The sequence below is a fragment of the Iamia sp. SCSIO 61187 genome (assembly GCF_019443745.1).
Taxonomy (GTDB): domain Bacteria; phylum Actinomycetota; class Acidimicrobiia; order Acidimicrobiales; family Iamiaceae; genus Iamia.
Genome location: NZ_CP050949.1, coordinates 1 through 18,463, shown reverse-complemented (window position 1 = coordinate 18,463; position 18,463 = coordinate 1). Strand labels below are relative to the sequence as shown.

Here is an 18,463-nt window from a genome sequence, read left to right as displayed (position 1 = left end):
ATGGCATCCACCATGGTCGACGAAGGACCCGACGAGGTCGAGATCGCGCTGTTCGCCTACGAGGTGGCCAAGGTGCGCGCCGGGGCGATCACGGCGGCGATGGTCCATCTGGGTGATCGGCTCGGCCTCTACCGCACCCTGGCCGACCTGGAACGACCGGTGTCGTCGGCCGAGCTGGCCGACGCAGCCGGGCTGGTCGAGCGGTGGGTGCGGGAGTGGCTCTACAACCAGGCCGCTGCCGGACTGGTGCTCGTCGACGACGCCGAGCGCTTCTCGCTGTCGGCCGCTGGTGCGGTCGTCCTGGCCGACCCGGATCACGAGGCGAACCTGGCCGGGATGTTCCACTCGCTGCCCCAGACGATGCAACGGCTGGAGAGGCTCCCGGACAGCTTCCGCACCGGCGTCGGCTACGACTACGACGCTCACGGCCCCGACGGCGCCATCGGCATCGAGCGGACCTTCGAGCCGTGGATGCGAGCGCACCTCGTCGCCGACGTCGTCCCGCTCCTCGACGATGTCGTCGCTCGGCTCGAGGCAGGTGCGACGGTGGCCGACGTCGGGTGCGGGTCCGGCGGGGTCGTGCTCGAGCTGGCCGCCGCGTTCCCGGCCAGCCAGATCGTCGGTTACGAGATCTCCCACCTCGCCCTCGACCGAGCCGGAGCGCGGCTCGCCGAGCGAGGGCTGGCCAACGTCGAGTTCCGCCACGGCGGCGACGAGCCCATCCCCGACGACGGATCGTTTGCCCTCGTCGCCACCTGCGACTGTCTCCACGACATGACCGATCCCGCCGGCATGGCTCGCACCATCCGGGGTGCGGTGGCCGAGGACGGGACCTGGCTGCTCATCGACATCAAGGCCTACGACACCTACGCCGAGAACGTCGCCCACAACCCCGTCGCCGCCATGATGTACGGCGAGAGCGTCATGAGCTGCATGTCCTCCGGCCTTTCCGAACCGGGCGGCGCCGGGCTAGGCACCCTCGGGTTGTCGGCCCGCCGAGCCGAGGCGATCGCCCGCGACGCGGGCTTCACCCGCTTCCGCCAGCTCGACGTCGACCACGCCGTCAACGCCTTCTACGAGATCCGCCCCTAGCTCGGCGCAGCACCTCCGGGTCTTGCCTCAATCGGATCAACCGCCACCGGCGCCATCTTCAGGAGGGCGACAGCGGTCGATGATCTCCCTGAGCTCGTCGGGCAGCTCCGACGGTGCCTCTTCCTGCCTGTCGTTGATCTCGCGGAATTGCTCGTAGGTGAGGCCGCTGGGCGAGGTGATCTCCTCGTAAGCGCAACCGCACACATCCTCGGCGGTGTCGCCGTCGTAGGTCGGCCCATCGCCTGAGTCGTCCGTCAGGGCGGCGACGCAACCCTCCGTGAAGTTGCGCTCGGTGGTGGCGCCATAGTCGTCGGGGACATCTCGACCGCCTGAGCAGCCGGCGAGCATGGCCAGGGCGAGCAAGGTGAGGGGCCAGCGGAACCACGAGGTGGAAGCGTTCACAGGAGGGTCTCCCAGTAGGACCAGAAGCGGCGGGTGATGAGTCCGATGATGACGAGGAACCACACGGTGACGATGACCGCCTGGTAGTCGGTGACCAGGCGTCCGAGTCGGGCTGGTTGCGGGCGAATGGAACCGGTGCGGATGAGCATGGCGACGGTGGTGACGAACAGCGGGATCGTCACGGCCCACACCGCCATGCAGTACGGGCACAGGGCGCCGATGCGGTAGATGCTCTGGAACATCAGCCAGTGGACGAACCCGACGCCGAAGGTGGCGCCGGCACCGAGGCCGCGGAGTACCCAGCGGGGAAGGTGGGCTCCGGCGAGGAGCACGACACCGATGGTCATGATGATGGTGAAGCCGACGATGCCGATGATCGGGTTCGGGAACCCGAACGCCTCGGCCTGGTCGGTGGTCATGACCGATCCGCAGGAGATGATCGGGTTGATGTCGCAGGTGAGGATCCGGTCGGGGTCTTCGAGGAGGGCGATCTTCTCGACGAGGAGCGTCGCCGCAGCGAGCAGGCCGATGAGGCCGGCGACGACGAGACCGGCGGCGAAGCGCCGGCTCGGCGCGGCGCGGTCGGTGGTGCTCACGAGGCCAGCACCCGCCGCCGGCAACCCTGACGAAGCCGGCGGCGGGTGAGGGTCGCTCCCGGTCGCCTTCGTCCGCCGGCTGCCACCGGCGGTCGTGGCGTCGTCAGGGCGACAGAACGGGATGGGCTCAACGGCCGACGGCCTCGTCGAGCTGCGCGGTCAGGTCCTCGACGGTGCTCAGGTCAAGCTCCTCGCCGTCGAGGAAGAACGTCGGGGTGCCCGTGACGCCGAGATCCTCGCCGTCGGCCTGGTCGCGCTCGACTTTGGCCTCGGTAGCGGGGTCTTCGTACACCGCGCTGAACTCGTCCATATCGAGCCCGATCTGCTCGGCGAGATCGAAGAAGTGCTGCTCCTCGGGGGTCTGCTGCTCGCCCCACGCGGGCTGAGTTTCGAAGAGCAGGTCGTACATCTCCTCGAACTTGCCCTGGGCGTTGGCGGCCTCGGCTGCTTTGGCGGCATTGACCGAGCTGGCGTGCAGCGGCATGTAGCGCACGACGATCTCCAGGTCGCCCTCGTAGTCCTGGCGGACCTGATCGACCACCGGCTTGACCGCTCGGCAGGCCTCGCACTCGAAGTCGAGGAACTCGACGAGCACTGGCGCCCCTTCGTCCGCGGTGGCCAGGCGGATGCTGTCGGCCCGGGCCAGGCGGTCGTCTTGCTCGGAACCGCCTGCGGCCGTCTTCTCCGGTTCGCCGTCGTCACCACCGAGGAGTGCGACGGCGGCGAGTGCGATGGCGGCGCACACGATCAGCGCGAGGGACATCTTGACGCTCTTGCTCATGGGGTAGTGGCTCCTGTCAGGGTTGGTTCGGAGGGGGTGGACGGTGCGGTGAGGTCGTCGTCTCGTCGAGCGGCGCGCACGAAGGTGGCGGCGATCACGGGCCAGATGAGGGGGAGGTTGCCGACCTTCATCAACACGCCGGCGGCCTGCTGGTCGCTGGCCGGGTCGATGCCGCCGACCCGCGGGGCGAGCTCGTAGAGGCGGTAGAGGGGATCGTCGGCGAAGGTGAGGAACCCGCCAGGGATCATGGGGACGAGCCCGGCGGCGAGGAACAGGTACCCGGCTTGGATGAGCGGCCGGGCGCGGTGTTCGGGCAGCGGGCTGATGATCGGCAGCCACATGACCAACCCACCGAGCAGCCACACCACGTCGAGGACGAACGATCCGAGCTGGGTGACCCGGACGGTGTCGACGGTCCAGGGGGCATGGGTGGCGAGCAGCACGACGTTGGCGACGACGGCGGCGATCAGCGGGTGCGACGCTGCCCGGAGCACCCGGCGAACCAGCCCCGCAGGGATCACCGACCGGGCCAGATCTTCGGGGACGGCGAGCAGCAGCATCGGCGCGGCGAAGAAGGTGTAGAGCATGTACTGGGCCATGTGGGCGGAGGCGAGGTAGCCGGAGCCGAGCGCTCCGACGGGCCAGTCCGTCGCGATCCACAGGGCGAAGAGGCCGGTGATCCAGGAGGCGCGCTGGCGGCCGGTGAGCCGCACCCCCGTCCGGCGGGCCGCGAGCCCCGCAGAGACGACGAGGAGGGCCATGAAGGCCCACACCCCGGGGTAGGCCCGGGGCGTCCACGACCACGGCAGCCGGGTCGCTGAGCACCACCAGGTCATGGCGTGTCCTTGGTCAGGAGGGCGACGGCGTCGTCTGCGGTGACGACCCGGATCTCGATCGTCATGTCCTCGGCCCGGTCGAGGTCGAGGCGCAGGGACACGAGGTCGTCGGTGGTGACCTCGCGGCTGACGTCCTCGAGCATGATGTGCGCATCGCCGGGACGCAGGGCGCCGTCGGTCTCCCCGGCGATGTCGATGCCGTCTGTCGGCTCCATGACCGAGAGCCCGTCGCGCTCGGCGGTCTGGTGGAGGGTCACCTTCGCGGCCAGGCCGGCGCTGTCACCGACCAGGTCAGCGCCGACAATCCGGTCAGCCCGGCCGTGGTTGTCGAGATCCAGGTAGACCGCCAGGGCCATCGAGCCCTCCGTGATGAAGGCGTCGATGACCTTCACGCGGTTGGCCTCGGCCGCGACCGAGCCGCCTCCACATCCGGCGACGACGAGTAGCAGGAAGGGCACGAACACCAGCGCGACGAGCGTCTTCACGTCTCGTCCCACTCGTTGCGGGCCAGGACCGGGAGATCGTCGATCCAGTCCTGTTGGCGGACGCCGAAGGGGTACACGACGTGGGACTGGTCGTCCGCGGTGTAGGCGATGACCTGGGCGGAGTGGCCCACGAGGTAGTCGCCGCCGGGCTCCTCGGGTTCCTCGGTGATAGCCACCGACACGTTGGCGGCCTCCTGGGCGAGCCGCAGCTCCTCCTCGGTGCCCGTCAGGCCGACGAACTGCGGGTCGAAGCGGTCCAGGAACGTTCGGATCGCCTCCGGTGTGTCGCGTTGGCGGTCGACGCCCACGAACACCACGGTCGGCGTGGGGACACCGGGTCGTTCGAGCGCGAAGGCCAGGTTCGACAGGTGGAGGGGGCAGACGTCCGGGCACGACGTGTAGCCGAAGAACAACAGGGTCAGCTCGCCCGCAGTCTCGTCGGCGAAGTCGTAGGGGCGGCCATCGGTGTCGGTGAGGGTGAACTCCGGTCGAGGCTGTGGCGCGCCGAGCATGGTGCCGTTGAGAGCTGACCGGTCCGGCTCCTCCATCGGGTTCTGAGCACGGAAGGCGACCGCGATGCCGAGGAGCAGGACGGTGACGGCGACGACGATGAACGGTGCTCGGGGGACCTTCGCCTTCGGCTTCGCGGGCGCCGAGGTCCTCTCGTCGTCGGCTCCGGTGTCGACATCGTCGGTGACGGCGTCGGGCATCAGGACAGCTCCTCGATGTAGGTGACGATGGCGTCGACCTGGTCCTGCTCGAGGCCGAGGTCGGGCATGATCGGCGTGAACCCGTCGACGACCTCGGCGTCGGGGTCCTCGATGGATCGGGCGAGGTAGGCGCGGTCGGCACGGACGGTCGAGCCGTCGACCAGGGGCACTTCAGACCCGGCCAGCCCCTTCCACGTCGGGCCCTGCTTCCGATCGCCGTTCGTGCTGTGGCAGGTCGAGCAGCCGAGCGAACCGACGAGGTCGGCACCATCGACCCGGCCCGCTCGCGGCTCGGTGTCACCCCCGCAGGCCACGAGCCCGATGGCGACGGCGAGAGCTGAGGTCGCGGCGCCGAGGGGGCGCATCAGGCGCGCACTCACGAGACGACACCCAACACCGAGGCACAGCGATCCTCAACCGACGAGCTCAGGATCACGAGGGTGACGACGGTGGTGGCGTTGAACGCAGCATGGGTCACGATCGCCGGGCCGAGCCGACCGGAGCGCGCCGTGATGGAGCCGAGCACGAGCCCGAACGCGACCAGCGCCGGGAGCTGGAGCAGCTGGTAGTGCACCGCCCCGAACACCAACGCCGTGGCGACGACTCCGACGGTTCGGCCGATGCCGGTCGTCATCCCCCGCTGCACGAACCCACGGAAGAACAGCTCCTCGACGAACGGGGCGCCTACGACGGTGATGGCGAACAGCACCACGACGCCGAAGGGGTCGTCGGCCTTGTAGGCCAGCTGGCAGGCGGGCTCTCGAAGCTGGTCGGTCGAGCGGCCGAGCACGTGCGCCCATGGGGAGGAGATGATCGGCACCAGGACCAGCTGGCAGGCGACGCCGATCGCGAGCCCGATGGGGACGTCGACGAGCCGGAACCGGAGACCGAGGTCCCGGAAGATCGACGCAGTTCGCCCACGTAGGACGAACGCGACCGATAGCGCCATGCCCACCCACAACGTGGTCTGCAAGAACGCGACCGTCACGAGCGAAGCCGAATCGGTGCTCTCCTCGCCCAATGCGGTCAGCAGCACCGACCCGAGGACGGTGCTGACGACGAGGGCGATCAGGGCAGCGGCGATCACCTCGCGCACGCCCCAGGCGGCCCGCTGTGGCGTGGTGACAGCCGGCTCAGAGGTCGTCGACACCGTGCTCCTTGCGGCTACGCCGAGCCGAACGGGCGATGACCAGCCCACCGACGACGAAGGCGAGCACGATCGCTCCCAGGATGACGGCGGCGACGACGCTTCCGTCCGAGGCGGACTGGGCCTCCGCGATCACGACGAGGCCTCATCGTCGACCGGTTCGACGTCGTCGTCCTCTCGCCGCCCGACTCGCCCCGCCACGACCCACGCCACGGCGGCCACGACGCCGGCCGCGAGCACGAGGCCGACGCCGATCAGCAAGAGGGGGCCCCGCCCGTCGTCGCTATCTCGCTCGGGAGGAACGTTGATCTCAGGCGACTCGGGGTACCCGTCGGGCAGGCCGATGCCGAGCCGGGCCCGTGCGGCCCCGTACTCCTGGATCTCTGACACCTGGCTCCGGGCCATCCGGTCCGCCAGCTCGCGCACATAAGGGTCACTGGCCTCCTTGGCCGCCTCCTCCGACATGTGGGCCCCACCCAGGTGGTGTCGGCTCATCAGGGCGAAGAACAGCTCGGCCGCCTCCTCCCCATCGAGCTCTTCAAGACGGGACAGCTCCTCGGCGCTCGCCAGGCCGGGCATCTCGTCTTCGGGGACCGGCATTCCCATCCAGCCCATGGCGTTGCCGTCGCCGAGAGGGTCCTCGTTGTAGCGGTACAGCGTGGCCTGCATCAGCCCGAACTCGAACTGCTGGGCGACGATGATCTCCTGGGCGTAGACCGCGACCTCCTCCGGCAGCTCGCCGGCCAATGCCGTGCGAGCGATGACCACGGCTTGGTTGTGGTGGGTGCTCATGTCCCGGAGGAACCCGACGTCGACGGCCGACGACGCCTGGGACTCGCGATCCCGGAAGGCGTAGCCAGCCGTGGCGCCGAGGAACAGCACCGCGACGACCAGCACGACGAGCTTGAGCGGTGTCATCGGGCCGAACCACCGCTCCCACCGTCCGGGGCGGGGTTCAAGGCTTGGTTGATCAGGTTCGTCCGCGCCTACTTGGGCGTCGGACTGCGAGGGGGCGTCAGCGGTGACGGCCATGTGCATCTCCACGTGCGTACGGGGCGCGCCGCAACCACGACGCTCCGTCCGGCACCACGCGGCGATGGCCGCGGCCCGCACGCTGCAAACAGCAGCGAGGGGCTAGATCAGGTGTGGCGCCGGCACATCGACCGGAGGTCCGCGCCGGGAGAGCGACGACAGCGCGACGATCTGCGCAGCCATTGCCCGGGCAACGAGATCAGCCGGCACGGCGGCCCAGGCCTCGCAGCGTCCGCGGCGCAGGCGGGCGAGGGTCCGACCCAGCCGGGAGGCGAGCCGCAACACGACCCAAGCCAGAGCGCCCGCAGCCGCGTGCGCCGCCACCGCCACCCAGAACCGCCCCGACTGCGCGGCGCTCCAGGGATCGGTCCCGGTCAGGGCGTGCTCGATGAGGTCGAGGCCCACGAAGGCGAGCACCTGCTGGACGATGAGGGCCAAGGGCCCCGTCGCGGTCGCACGGCCACGCCACCCATCCCGAGCTGCGGCGAGACCGGCCCACCCGGCCAGCGGAAGGCCGACGCAGAGGAGCGCCTGGAGGAGGATCGACCCCCATTCGCCGAGCTCTGCGGCCGGCTGGTGACCTGTCAGGACCGACGCCGCGAGATGGCCGACGACGAGGCCACCCGGGAGCACCATCAGGTGCCGGCGTCGAACTGTGGACATCACCGACCGCAGGGTAGGCGGCGCCTGACACCAGATCCCATCGGGGCCAGATGTCACGAGGCTTGCGAGCGCCGCCGCAGGATCATGTAGACGGCAACGCCAACGGCACCGAGTCCGACGATCAGCAGAGCAGCGACCGACACGCCACTGCTGCCGCCGTCGTCATCAGAGCTGGTCGCGCCGGTGGTCGGGGAGGCCGCCTCGTCGTCGGCGAGAGGCGGCGTCGTCGACGGCGAGGCGGGAAGGGATGTGGGCGGCTCGGCCGCCTCCGGGGTCGGCGTTGCAGGCTCGCCCTCTGCCGGGTTGTCGACAGCGACGATCTCGCCCAGCCGGTCCCGCCCCGGCGCGTCCGCCGCGACCTCGTCGATCGTCGCGGCGGACTCGGAGCCAGCCGCCAGGATCAGCAGACGTGGTGCGGGGTACTCGCCCTCGGGATCACCGTCGATCCACGCCAGCTCCTTGTCGCCCTCGCACATCTGCACCGCCGGGAAGGTCAACAGCTCGCCGACTGCGTCGGGCGCAGCGAACGTGATCGGAAACGCCCCCGCCTGATCCGCCGCGAGCAGACCGCCGCTCCACTTCAGGACCGTGTTCCCCTCGCCATCAGGCTCCGTCGACTGCTGCCACCCGTCCACCGCACCGGCGGGGGGCGCCTTCCACCGGCGCCCGAACGCTTACCTCGATCGTCGGCTCCCCAGCACACCCGTGCGTCGGCCGAAACGTCACCGTCGCCTCTCCCCCAGCTGGAACAGCCACCGTGTCGGAGTCGGTGTGCGCTCCGCTCGGGGTGGGCAACAGCAGCAGGGTGGCGACGGAGATGAGCGGGGCGGCGAACACCTTCACTACGACCATGTCGCCGCGTTCCGCCGGCTGGTTCCCCGAAGCTCCTGCCGGCCCGACACATGCGAACCTTGACATATGAACAGGTCTTCATGGATAGTGCTCCCGTGGCTCCACCGACTCTCGCCACCCGTTCGACGGCGACCGGCGACCACGACCGGATCGCCGGTGCGCGAGGGCGTCTGCCGTCGGACGTCGAGATCGACAGGATCGCCACGCTGTTCCGTCTGATGTCCGACCCGACCCGGGCGAAGATCCTGTACTGCCTTCTGGCCGCCGGAGAGATGCGAGTAGCCGACATCGCTCAGACCGTCGGAGCTTCCGAGAGCAACGTGTCGCACGCCCTACGCCTCCTGCGCACCGGAGACGTCGTGGCAAACCGCAGGGACGGGAGATCGATCTTGTACCGGCTGCACGATGATCACATCCGCTCGCTGCTGGACCTGTTACTCGAGCACGCCCGTCACGACTCGGAGGATCCACGATGAGCGGAGATCACAGCCACGCATCGATAAGCGCCGGAGCCCGCCACAAGGGCCCCCTGCTCGCCGCCTTCGCCCTGCTGGCCACCTTCATGGTGGTGGAGGTAGCAGCCGGGTTGATCACGAACTCGTTGGCCCTCCTTTCGGATGCTGGGCACATGCTCACCGACGTGATCGGCATCGGGATGGCCCTCGCAGCCATCCAGCTGGCGCAGCGCTCGACCCGGTCGCACCAGACGTTCGGGCTCTACCGGCTGGAGATCCTGGCCGCTCTCGCCAACGCCGTGCTGCTGTTCGGCGTCGCCATCTACGTGCTCTTCGAGGCCGTGCGACGCTTCTCGGAGCCGCCCGAGGTGCTGGGCACCCCGATGCTGATCGTTGCCGTGCTCGGGCTGTGCGCCAACCTTGGGGCCTTCGCCCTCCTGCGTTCAGGCTCGAAGGAGAGCCTGAACCTGGAGGGCGCGTACCTCGAGGTGCTCTCCGACACGATCGGATCGGTCGGGGTCATCATCGCGGCGATCGTGCTCCAGCTGACCGGCTGGGGGTGGGTCGATCCCGTGGTGGGAGTGGGCATCGGGCTGTTCATCCTGCCTCGGACATGGCGCCTCGGAGCGAAGGCGGTACGCATCCTGGTGCAGGCCGCACCGCCGGATCTCGACCTGGACGCGATGCGCAGCTCGCTCGCCGCGATCCCGGGCGTGACCGACGTGCACGATCTCCACGTCTGGACGCTGACCTCGGACATGGAAGTCGCCTCGGCCCATCTGATGGTCTCGACCGGCGTCGACACCCACACCGTCCTCGACCGAGCACGGTCCCTGCTCGCCGACGATCACGCCATCGCCCACGCCACGCTGCAGGTCGAACCCGACGACCACGAAGGCTGCGCCGATGTCCACTGGTGATCGACCAACCCTCCTCGGCATGGTGCTGGCCCACCAAGGCGGCTGGGACGAGGTCCTCCTCATCCTCGTCCCGATCGCCTTGTTCGCCGGGTTGCTCTGGCTGGCGAACCACCGAGCGGAGCGCACGCTCGCCCAACGCAAGGCTGCCCTCGACGATGCAGATCGGAACGAGGAGTAGTCGCCGGTGAGGACAATCGAGATCTCGACCCAGCTCGACGCGCCCGCGGACGTGATCTGGGCGGCGATGAAGACGCCGGACGCGTTAGTACACGTCGCCGGCTCGATGCTCCGCTACCGGGCAGCCGAACGCCTGGACCGGCCGTGGCGGGTCGACGACGCCATCGTCGGATGGACGTTCCTGGGGCGCGTCGTGCCGTTCTCTCGTCACCACCTCACGGTGAAGCTGATCGACGACGAGGCTCGCGTCCTCGTCACGGAGGAGCACGGCGGCGCCGTTCGGCGCTGGGATCACGTGTTGATCACATCACCCGTCGATGCCCGGCGGAGCACCTACCAGGACCGCATCACGATCGATGCCGGCGCCCTGACCCCTGCCGTGGCCCTCTTCGCCCAGGTCTTCTACCGCTACCGCCAACGCCGATGGCGACGCCTGGCCCCCGTCCTCGACGTCTCCCGCAGAGTCGAGTTCACCGGCTGATCGACGCGGCTAGCACTGATCAGGCTGGCGCCGAAGCTGCGGGACCAGCCTCGGAAGCCGGCTCGTCGAGGTCGCTCAGGTCCGGAGCGAGGGTGCCGGACCTGATGATCAGCGCCGCGACACCGATGACCGCTCCGAGAGCGACCGCGGTCATCGAGCGATCGACGCTCGCCGGGAGGGAGGTGGGGAGGAGGGCCTTCCAGAGCACCTGGATGCGAACCAACGCCCAGCCGCCGAGGGCAGCCGCGCCGGCGAGCGCCACGACGCCGCGCAGCACCCGGCTCCTACCGATGAGCACGACGACCCCGGCGATGACGGCGATGGCTGGGAGGATCACCACGAGCGTCGAGGTGGACGCTCCGGGAGGGCTCTCGCTGCGCTGGGCGGCGCCAGCCACCACGCCGCCGATGCCCGCGAACAGCAGCACCACGCCAGCAGCGGGCACCGCCGGGACGAGGCGGGACATCCCAAGACCCACCGCCACGGCGACCACGAGGGCGAGCGCGAACCACGGCAGCGGCGACGGTGCGTCGATCAGGCGGTAGTCGCCAGTGATCACCACCTCCTCGCCGTCCACCACCATCGGCACCTCCCACCCCACGCCCTGGTCCGTGCGGGCTGCCTCCGCAACCTCGCCGCCCATGAAGTGGATCCGGTGGTCGTGCCACGCCCACCTTCCATCGGTGGCCACGACCTTCCACCGTGGCTCGGCCCCCGCGTTCACGCCGCTGGCATCGGTGCGAGTCCGCGACTGGTTGAGGAAGGCCGTGGGTGAGGACTGGTTCTCCTCGACCGTCCCGTCGTCCCGGAAGCGCAGGTACGGATCGCCGTCGTAGCCCGGTACCTCGACCGTCGTACCGTCGGCGACCTCGAGCAACAAGAACCCGTCGCCGCCCACGATGGACGCTCGGAAGCCATCGGTGTTGGGGACGATGTCGTCGATCTGCGAGCGGTAGTCGGTCGGGCCGGGTGGATCGGCAGACGCCGGCCCGGCGAGCCCGGCGACCAGCCCGAGGACGACGGCGAGGGCGACGAGGACCCGCCGGGCGATGCGGGCAGACCGGGATGGGAGGCTCACCGGGGCAATGATGGCGCGCTGCGCAGTTCAGCCCACGGCGGCTGTGTACTCGTCGGTCTGGCGCAGCATCGTGATCATGCTGCGAGTGGAGCCCGACTCATCGACCTGGGACTGCCACGCCGACAGCTCGGACGATGTGGGGATGCGATTCAACATCACCCCGTAGCAGGCGACGACGTGCATGCGCGACCTCTGGCTCGCCTTGTACTCCGGCGACTCGCTGAACCCGGTCATGACCCGGCCCCGGGTGACCCCGGCCGCGAGCTGATCGACCCAGTACTGCTTTCCCGCGGCGTCCGGATCGCGTCCGAGCACGTTCCGGTAGACCAGGTCGACGTAGCCGGCGTCGTCGAGGGAGCCGTACATCCGGCTGAACTCAGGGGCTCGGGCGAACTGCTCGGCGATCCGATGGAGGGACCAGGATCCGCTCCGCCGGGCATCCATCCAGTACACGAAGCCGCCCGTGTCCGGGAGCCGCCGGTAGAAAGCCTGGTAGAGGCGGGCGATGCACTGGGTCATGTCGTCGCCCTCGCCGGACTCGAGGAAGTACTGCATCAGCCAGTCCGGGCTCCGCGTGCCGTAGTCCAGCATCTCGCCGTAGTAGGTGAGGTCGCCCGACGACGGCGCCCGGCCGAAGAAGTCCTCGTACTGATAGGCGATGAAGGCGCGTGAGCTGTCGAACGGCCGGAACGCCTCGGGCGGGACTGGCGTCAGCTCCTTCGCTGCCTTGGCGTTGCGCAGCGACTCGCGCGGGTTCACCGATGCCGACGACCACAGCCGCTGTGTCTCGCTGGAGAAGCTGCCGCTGGCCGGCTTCCGGATCTCGAAGTGGAGGTGATAGGTGCCCTCGGCGTTGCCGCTGTCGCCGCAGTAGGCGACGAACTCGCCTTGCCGGACCCGATGACCGCGAGCTGCGGCCTCGTTGCCGACGAACTGCCGCAGGCTCGGCCCCCAGGCCGTGTCCGCCCGGTTGTCCGTGGTGTGGGTGCCTGGGCGCTCGTCGTTGTTGTGGAGGTAGCAGTAGAACCATCCGTCGTCGCCGCGGATGTAGAGCGAGTTGCCCGAGGATCGATGGCGGAACTCGACGATGGTGCCGCTGACCACGGCGAGCATCTTCGTCATCTGCGGAGCGATGAGGTCCTGGCCCTGGTGGGCTCGGGAGCACCCGTCACGACAGGCGCCGTAGGTGTCGCTCCACGTGGCCGAGGTGTTCGGCCGGCCCAGGAGCGGCCACATGATGCCTCGGTCGGGGCTCTCCTGAAGCAGGGTGTCGAAGCTGCGGGTCTGACCGACGGATCGCTCGGTCGGGTGGACAGGCTGCGCGGTCGTCGGTGGTGTCGGTGCGGTGCTGGTGCTCGATGTGGGGGAGGTGGTGCCCGAGGATGCGCTGGCGGTCGGGGACGGCTCGCTCGTCGTCGTGCTTGCATCTTCCTGGCCGAAGGCCGGGAAGCCGCGCAACGCGACCCCCGCACCGACGGCGGCGCCGGCGGTGAGCACCCGGCGACGCGTCAACCGAGGCTGGACGGTCTTCGCTGGGGGATGGATGTCCATGAGGCGCCTTGCTCTTCGTCGGTCAGCTAGCCATCGGCACCGATCGGCGTCCGAACAGGTCCGGCGAGCTCCGCCGACCGACCGGCCGATGATGTTGCGATCACGTTACGGGCTCGGGCAGGCCTGCTGGAAGGCAGGTCGGGACATTTCGCCGCCGATGCGTTTCCCCGCTGGACGCTCAGGCGTCGGCGGCTACCTCGTCCGGGTCGCGCCTGCGTCCCAGCAAGATGATGCCCATCGCGACGAGGGCAACGACGACCACGACCGCGGCACCGACCAGCGCCAGGCTCGCTCCACCATCGTCGGACCCGGCATCGACCTCCTGATCGGAGATCGGATCGGCGGCCTGCTCCTCGGGGATGGTCGTCGGCGAGGCCTCGGCCGTCGTGGTCGTCTCGGGTGCCGTTGTCGTCACCGTCGAGGTCGTCTCTTCCGCCATCGGCGGGGCGGTGACCTCGGCGGTGGTCGGCGGTTCGACGGAGGTGACGCGGATCGGGGCGCCCTCGGCAGCGACCACCGTCGCCTGGTAGTCGCCGTCCTGTGCTCCGGGCTGCATGGGGACAGGGGTGGCTTCTCCAACGACCACGGTGACGGTGGCGTCGGGAAGGCCATGACCGTCATCGACGGCGATCAGGTGGACCGTCACCGTCACCTCATCCCCGTCCCTCGTGATCGAGGTGACCTCCATCTGGCCTTCCCCGCCATGGGCGTGGGCGGCGGGCGCGGTCCCGAGGACGATGGCGACTGCGATGCCCAGCACGATCGGGGCACGGTGCAACCAGCGGGCGGTTGTCATTGAACGGATACCTCGAAGGTGAAGGTGGCTGTCGTCGTCAAGGTCACGGTCATGAGCGTGACCGTCCAGGTCCCCGCGGTCGGGAGCGAGGCGCCGTAGATGCTGGCATGGTCCGGTGTGACCGGGGTGACGCCGTCCAGCTTGCGTGGGGGGATGCCCTCCCGGGCCACCGTGGCCTCCAGCGCGTCGAACCGCACGGCTCGACCGTCGGTGTCGGTGAGGTAGATGTGCATGGTGTTGTCGCCCACCTGCGCCGGGGTGACCTGGAGTCGCATCGTGAGGTCCCCCTCGGTCCGCACGTCCTCGTAGGGCTCGGCGAGGACGTCGCGGCCAGGCGGTTGGTTGACCAGCCCGGCGGTCACCGCCAAGACCAAGGCGCCCACCACGACCTCCGCCCTCACGACGTTGAGCAGGGCGCGCCGTGCGGCGCCAGCCGAGGGTGCCGGCTGCCCGTCGGCTGCCACCCGACCGAGCAGGGGGATGAGGCGGGTGCGGTTGATCCAGCCGAGCACCACCAGCAGGGCGAACCCCACCACCTTCGCGACGACCAGCTGACCCGACGCCGTCTGGGTGATGGCGTCGCGGTATCCCAAGAGCAGCCAGGCCGAAGCGGACCCCGAGACCAACACCACCACCGCCGCCGCCAGCGCAGCACCGGACACCGCACGTACGGCTCGGTCGGGATCCGCGAGCGACGGCCCGGCGACGACGAGGGCGACCAACATGCCGAGCCAGATCGATGCGGCCAACAGGTGGACGGCGTCAGCCGAGACGGCCAGTGCTCTCGCATCGGCGGTCCACGGATGGCCAGCGACCGGAGCGAGCAGGCCAGCAAGGGCGACGATCCCTCCGGTGCCGACGAGGACCCCGGGGCGGTGACGGATCCAACCGGCCAGGCCAACCAGCGCAGCGGCGAGGAGCACACCGGACCGGAGCAGGGCGACTGCGACCGGACGGCTGTCGCTTGCGACCTCGGTGACGAGGCTCAGCGCTGCGAAGGGTGACCTGCCGCTGGTGCTGGCGGTCTGCGCGACGACCGCGGCGGCCGTGCCCAACGCGCTGGTCGCCGCACCGCCGAGGATGAGGGCGCCGATCCGACGCGCCCCGGCGACGTCGCCTTGCGGTGCGCGTCGTTGCAACTGAGCGAGGAGCAGCGCGCCGCCGACCGCCACCGCAGCGCCCGCGTAGCCGAGCCAACGGCCCACACCCCCTGTCGCCGAGGTGGCGATGGGGATCGACTGGTCGATGTTCGCTGCCCGGTGCGAACGCCGACGTGGAACACGAACGAACCCGTGATGGTGTGGCCGTCGTCGCTGACGACGCGGTACGCCACCGTGTAGGTCCCCCGGACACCGCCGTCGATGCCGACCACGAGGGTTCGCCCTTGGTCGGCCTCGTCGACCGAATCCTCGATCCGCCCGCCCGAGGGCGACACCACCTGGACGGCGCCGGTCGATGCGCTCACCGGCTCGTCGAAGCGAAGCGTCACCTGGTCGGGCGCATCCTCGACCAGGGCATCATCGGGGGCTGGTGTCCTGGAGCGAAGCGTGCGCGCCGGCCGGGCCAACGCCCAATACCAGCGTGCCGAGAAACGCGAGCAGGGCACCGACGGCGACAACGAGACGGCGGCCGAGCGGTGGCACGGGCGGGGAATCTATGTGAGCGCCGCCTCGCGGCGACATCAGCACGTAGGACGACTGCTCAGACAGCGTGGATCGTGCCCTTCATCATGGGGTGGGCGTCGCAGAGGTAGTCGTAGCTCCCGGGCTCATCGATCGTGAACCGCAACGTCTGGGTGACGGGGCCATCCTCGAGCGGCGACTTGGGATCCCCTGCCGAGCGGATGTGGAGGTTGTGGGGCACGCTGCGATCGCGGTTCTCGATCGTGGCCTTGACCTCCACGCCTGCCGGAACTGTGACCGTGTCGATGTCCCACGCCAGGTTCTCCGCGACGATCGTGAACTCGCGGACCGGATCCCCGACAGGTCCGCCTGCTCCATCGTCGGATCCACACGCCGCAAGCAAAGCTCCTGCCACGGCCCCTAAGGCCAGCCGGAGGAACCTACGACGGTCGAGTGAGGCCGGGGTCAGTGTGGTCAGGGGCACCACCCCGTCACTGCCCTCGGCAGGGGTATCAGCAGGGAAACGCAAATGGGTTTCGAAGGAGGTCATGCGGCGGACATCCTGCTTCGCATGTCCCGATCAGCACGAGGGCGTCGGGTGAGCGCAGCAAGGAGAGCGACGCCCGTCATTGCGAGCACGTGCTGGCCCTCGCTCGCAGCAACTGTCTGACCCTGGAACAGGTCGATGGCTGCAGTGAGCAGCATCGCCCCTGCGAGCGCTCCTGCGAACGGCAGCATTCCGGTGGCGAGACGAGGCCGCCAGACCGAGGCGAGCAGGCCGATCCCGAGCGCAACCTCGAACGCGCCCATCTCCCTCGTGATGTGGATCGGGGCAGCCGTGCTCTCCGCTAGGAGGAGGGCAGGGAGGGCGAGTACGAGCTGGGTCAGGCCCACCGCCAGGAGCGCGTAGCGCACCCCCTCCCTGACCGGCCGTGGACGGATCGCCAGCGGCACAGCCGCCAGGATCTCATCCGTTCGATCGCGAAGAGGCTCCACCGATCTGACGCGCACCCAGCCGTGCAATCGCGCAGCGACAGTCTCCCAGTCCCGACACGCCCCGCAGCGTTCGAGGTGGCGACTCGCCCCGGTCACGGACGCTGGGTCTCCCTCGCCGTCCAGATCCGCAGAGAGCGCCTCTCGGCATTCGTCGCAATCCATGCTCTCCCAGTCGTTGCGGAGAGCGCCGCAGTTCCCTCCATCCTGTGTCGGGGCCCGGATGGGTGTCTCCCTCGCGACCGAAGCCTTCCTCGCCATCGCATCGGGTGGAAGTTGCGTCCGGTCACCCAGCTCGCCTCGTGCCCGACTCGTCCGCCGGGATCGCAGGGGAACGGCGGAAGGGATCGGCGATCTGTGCCAGGTATCGAGTCGGGAACTCTGGCCGCTTGTCGATGCCTAGGTCGTCCGAGGTGAAGCGCTTCTGCTCGTCCCAGGATGCGGTGCCCAACAGGCGATCCCAGATGTTCGTGAAGAGGCCGAAGTTCACGTCACCGACGCCCGCCCATCGGTAGTGGTGGAAGCGGTGGACGGAGTTGAGCGCAAGCACGTGGCGTAGCGGCCCGACGGCGTAGTCGACGTTGGAGTGCTGGAGCAGCAGCTGGATGCCGACCATGAAGACGAGCGCCGTGGCTACCGCGGTCGGCAACCCGAGCACGACGAGAGGCGTCGTCGCGACAGCCGTCTCGAACAGCTGGTGGAGCGGGTGCTTCAACAGCCCGTTGAAGCCGTAGAAGCGCTCGACGCTGTGGTGGACAGCGTGAAATCGCCAGAGGGCAGGCGCCTTGTGGCTCGCCCAGTGGGCCAGCGTGATCCCCGCGTCCGCTACCACCACAGCAGCGAGAACCTGAACCACAAAGGGCCAGCCGTTCGGCCAGAGCCCTTCGACCCCGAAGTGCTCGACGGTCAGAGGAAGTGCGAGCAGGGAGCCGATCTGCAAGCCCTCGTTCACCAGTGCGTGGGCGAAGTCACGACCGACGTCCCCTCGGGCGGCGTTCCAGGCCGGCTCGTAGGGGGCGATCCTCTCGGCCACGAAGGACGCCGCGATTGCTCCGATCAGAAGCGCCGCCAGCAGGACCTTCGAGGCTCCTCGCGAGGCCAGCCAGAGGCCGAAGCCGTTCAGACCAAGGAGCATCAGGGGCAGGTACCCGTGACGGGTGATCATCTCGAGCAGCGTTCGGGAGTGTTGTGCCGATGCATCACATGCGTTGCGTCCCATGAAGTCCATAGTGACGTGTCCGCTGCGACGATGCAACGCCTCTGTTGCGTGAGGCTCGTCACCTACGTCACAATCGTGCGGTGGAGACCTCGACGGCGCTCATCGCCGCAGTGGAGGCGGCCGTCGCCGAGCACGGGTTCGACGGCGTGACCCTCGAACAGATCGCCGGGCAGGCCGGGCTGAACCGGGTCACGCTCTACCGTCGGGGGCTAACGCGGGAGACGCTCCTCACCAGCGCCGCCCTCGCTGCGGCCGAGGAGTTTCGAGCCGCTGCTCTCCCGGCCTTGACGGCGACCACAAGCGCTCGGGATCGCCTCATGCTGCTTGCTCACGCCCTGTTCGACCTGGCGGACCAGCACCTGGCGCTCCTCGCCGGTCTGTTCGACGGACCGACTGCGGTGTTCCACCTCGCGACCGACGACCACGACGCGCTGACGAGACTCGAGTACACGGCACCCTTCGCCCGCATCCTCACCGACGGACAGGCGGACGGAACGCTGGCCAGCGTCGACCCAGAGGAAGATGCCGAGGTGCTCTTCAACCTCCTCGGGTGGACCTACGTCCACCTCCGGCGA

General features: G+C 69.3%; 24 protein-coding genes and 1 pseudogene. 5 read left to right on the top strand and 20 right to left on the bottom strand.

Annotation, left to right across the window (positions count from 1 at the left end):
- On the top strand, window positions 1–1,092 hold the full coding sequence (locus tag HC251_RS24875; RefSeq protein WP_219942207.1) for a class I SAM-dependent methyltransferase: 1,092 nt from the start codon (window positions 1–3) through the stop codon (window positions 1,090–1,092).
- A 36-nt stretch (window positions 1,093–1,128) separates the two neighbouring features.
- On the opposite strand, the gene HC251_RS24870 is transcribed toward HC251_RS24875, so the two are convergent.
- From HC251_RS24870 to HC251_RS24815, 12 genes are all read right to left on the bottom strand, one after another.
- Window positions 1,129–1,494, bottom strand: a complete 366-nt coding sequence (locus tag HC251_RS24870) for a hypothetical protein (protein WP_219942208.1) — start codon at window positions 1,492–1,494, stop codon at window positions 1,129–1,131.
- Window positions 1,491–2,090, bottom strand: coding sequence for a vitamin K epoxide reductase family protein (locus HC251_RS24865; RefSeq protein ID WP_219942209.1), 600 nt, complete (start codon window positions 2,088–2,090; stop codon window positions 1,491–1,493). Before HC251_RS24865 ends, HC251_RS24870 begins: the two co-directional genes overlap by 4 nt.
- Window positions 2,091–2,217: 127 nt before the next feature.
- Window positions 2,218–2,871 (bottom strand): thioredoxin domain-containing protein, encoded by a 654-nt coding sequence (locus tag HC251_RS24860; RefSeq protein ID WP_219945819.1) that lies wholly within the window; start codon window positions 2,869–2,871, stop codon window positions 2,218–2,220.
- Entirely contained in the window at window positions 2,868–3,707 is an 840-nt protein-coding gene (locus HC251_RS24855) for a cytochrome c oxidase assembly protein (protein WP_219945818.1), read from the bottom strand. Before HC251_RS24855 ends, HC251_RS24860 begins: the two co-directional genes overlap by 4 nt.
- Window positions 3,704–4,192, bottom strand: coding sequence for a copper chaperone PCu(A)C (locus tag HC251_RS24850; protein ID WP_219945817.1), 489 nt, complete (start codon window positions 4,190–4,192; stop codon window positions 3,704–3,706). Before HC251_RS24850 ends, HC251_RS24855 begins: the two co-directional genes overlap by 4 nt.
- A complete protein-coding gene (locus HC251_RS24845; protein ID WP_219945816.1) occupies window positions 4,189–4,902 on the bottom strand; it encodes an SCO family protein in 714 nt (237 codons plus the stop codon). The genes HC251_RS24850 and HC251_RS24845 overlap by 4 nt, the downstream gene beginning before the upstream one ends.
- Window positions 4,902–5,282, bottom strand: coding sequence for a cytochrome c family protein (locus tag HC251_RS24840; RefSeq protein ID WP_219942215.1), 381 nt, complete (start codon window positions 5,280–5,282; stop codon window positions 4,902–4,904). The genes HC251_RS24845 and HC251_RS24840 overlap by 1 nt, the downstream gene beginning before the upstream one ends.
- Window positions 5,279–6,052 carry a CPBP family intramembrane glutamic endopeptidase gene (locus HC251_RS24835; protein ID WP_219942216.1) on the bottom strand — a complete coding sequence of 258 codons (774 nt, stop codon included), beginning with the start codon at window positions 6,050–6,052 and terminating at the stop codon, window positions 5,279–5,281. The genes HC251_RS24840 and HC251_RS24835 overlap by 4 nt, the downstream gene beginning before the upstream one ends.
- Window positions 6,036–6,185 (bottom strand): hypothetical protein, encoded by a 150-nt coding sequence (locus HC251_RS24830; RefSeq protein WP_219942217.1) that lies wholly within the window; start codon window positions 6,183–6,185, stop codon window positions 6,036–6,038. Before HC251_RS24830 ends, HC251_RS24835 begins: the two co-directional genes overlap by 17 nt.
- On the bottom strand, window positions 6,182–6,967 hold the full coding sequence (locus tag HC251_RS24825) for a DUF305 domain-containing protein (RefSeq protein ID WP_219942218.1): 786 nt from the start codon (window positions 6,965–6,967) through the stop codon (window positions 6,182–6,184). The genes HC251_RS24830 and HC251_RS24825 overlap by 4 nt, the downstream gene beginning before the upstream one ends.
- A 216-nt stretch (window positions 6,968–7,183) precedes the next feature.
- On the bottom strand, window positions 7,184–7,747 hold the full coding sequence (locus HC251_RS24820) for a hypothetical protein (protein WP_219942219.1): 564 nt from the start codon (window positions 7,745–7,747) through the stop codon (window positions 7,184–7,186).
- Window positions 7,748–7,797: 50 nt separating this feature from the next.
- Complete coding sequence (locus HC251_RS24815) at window positions 7,798–8,379, bottom strand: DUF1775 domain-containing protein (protein WP_219945815.1); 582 nt, start codon at window positions 8,377–8,379, stop codon at window positions 7,798–7,800.
- Between the two features lie 312 nt (window positions 8,380–8,691).
- Between HC251_RS24815 and HC251_RS24810 the strand changes: the two genes are divergently transcribed.
- Genes HC251_RS24810 through HC251_RS24795 form a run of 4 tightly spaced genes read left to right on the top strand, consistent with a single transcriptional unit; the run spans window position 8,692 to window position 10,629 of the window.
- Window positions 8,692–9,072: a helix-turn-helix transcriptional regulator gene (locus HC251_RS24810; protein ID WP_219942221.1), complete on the top strand. Its 381-nt coding sequence runs from the start codon at window positions 8,692–8,694 to the stop codon at window positions 9,070–9,072.
- The gene (locus HC251_RS24805; protein ID WP_219942222.1) at window positions 9,069–9,971 is read left to right on the top strand and encodes a cation diffusion facilitator family transporter; all 903 of its coding nucleotides are present in this window, start codon (window positions 9,069–9,071) and stop codon (window positions 9,969–9,971) included. The genes HC251_RS24810 and HC251_RS24805 overlap by 4 nt, the downstream gene beginning before the upstream one ends.
- Window positions 9,958–10,149 (top strand): hypothetical protein, encoded by a 192-nt coding sequence (locus HC251_RS24800; protein ID WP_219942223.1) that lies wholly within the window; start codon window positions 9,958–9,960, stop codon window positions 10,147–10,149. Before HC251_RS24805 ends, HC251_RS24800 begins: the two co-directional genes overlap by 14 nt.
- Window positions 10,150–10,155: 6 nt before the next feature.
- Window positions 10,156–10,629, top strand: a complete 474-nt coding sequence (locus tag HC251_RS24795; protein WP_219942224.1) for a hypothetical protein — start codon at window positions 10,156–10,158, stop codon at window positions 10,627–10,629.
- 19 nt (window positions 10,630–10,648) lie between these two features.
- Here HC251_RS24795 and HC251_RS24790 read toward each other — a convergent pair whose 3' ends face one another.
- The 8 genes and pseudogenes from HC251_RS24790 to HC251_RS24750 form a co-directional block, all read right to left on the bottom strand.
- A complete protein-coding gene (locus HC251_RS24790) occupies window positions 10,649–11,707 on the bottom strand; it encodes a hypothetical protein (protein ID WP_219942225.1) in 1,059 nt (352 codons plus the stop codon).
- A 27-nt stretch (window positions 11,708–11,734) separates the two neighbouring features.
- Window positions 11,735–12,943 carry a DUF4214 domain-containing protein gene (locus HC251_RS24785; protein ID WP_219942226.1) on the bottom strand — a complete coding sequence of 403 codons (1,209 nt, stop codon included), beginning with the start codon at window positions 12,941–12,943 and terminating at the stop codon, window positions 11,735–11,737.
- A 493-nt stretch (window positions 12,944–13,436) separates the two neighbouring features.
- Complete coding sequence (locus HC251_RS24780; protein ID WP_219942227.1) at window positions 13,437–14,054, bottom strand: hypothetical protein; 618 nt, start codon at window positions 14,052–14,054, stop codon at window positions 13,437–13,439.
- Window positions 14,051–15,193: a CopD family protein gene (locus HC251_RS24775; RefSeq protein WP_255566802.1), complete on the bottom strand. Its 1,143-nt coding sequence runs from the start codon at window positions 15,191–15,193 to the stop codon at window positions 14,051–14,053. Before HC251_RS24775 ends, HC251_RS24780 begins: the two co-directional genes overlap by 4 nt.
- 143 nt (window positions 15,194–15,336) lie before the next feature.
- Window positions 15,337–15,660, bottom strand: a pseudogene (locus HC251_RS26455) (copper resistance CopC family protein); the annotation flags it as partial.
- 95 nt (window positions 15,661–15,755) lie between these two features.
- A complete protein-coding gene (locus tag HC251_RS24760) occupies window positions 15,756–16,226 on the bottom strand; it encodes a cupredoxin domain-containing protein (protein ID WP_219942229.1) in 471 nt (156 codons plus the stop codon).
- Window positions 16,223–16,930, bottom strand: a complete 708-nt coding sequence (locus HC251_RS24755) for a zf-HC2 domain-containing protein (RefSeq protein ID WP_219942230.1) — start codon at window positions 16,928–16,930, stop codon at window positions 16,223–16,225. The genes HC251_RS24760 and HC251_RS24755 overlap by 4 nt, the downstream gene beginning before the upstream one ends.
- Before the next feature lie 25 nt (window positions 16,931–16,955).
- The gene (locus tag HC251_RS24750; RefSeq protein ID WP_219942231.1) at window positions 16,956–17,888 is read right to left on the bottom strand and encodes a sterol desaturase family protein; all 933 of its coding nucleotides are present in this window, start codon (window positions 17,886–17,888) and stop codon (window positions 16,956–16,958) included.
- Between the last annotated feature and the right edge of the window lie 575 nt (window positions 17,889–18,463).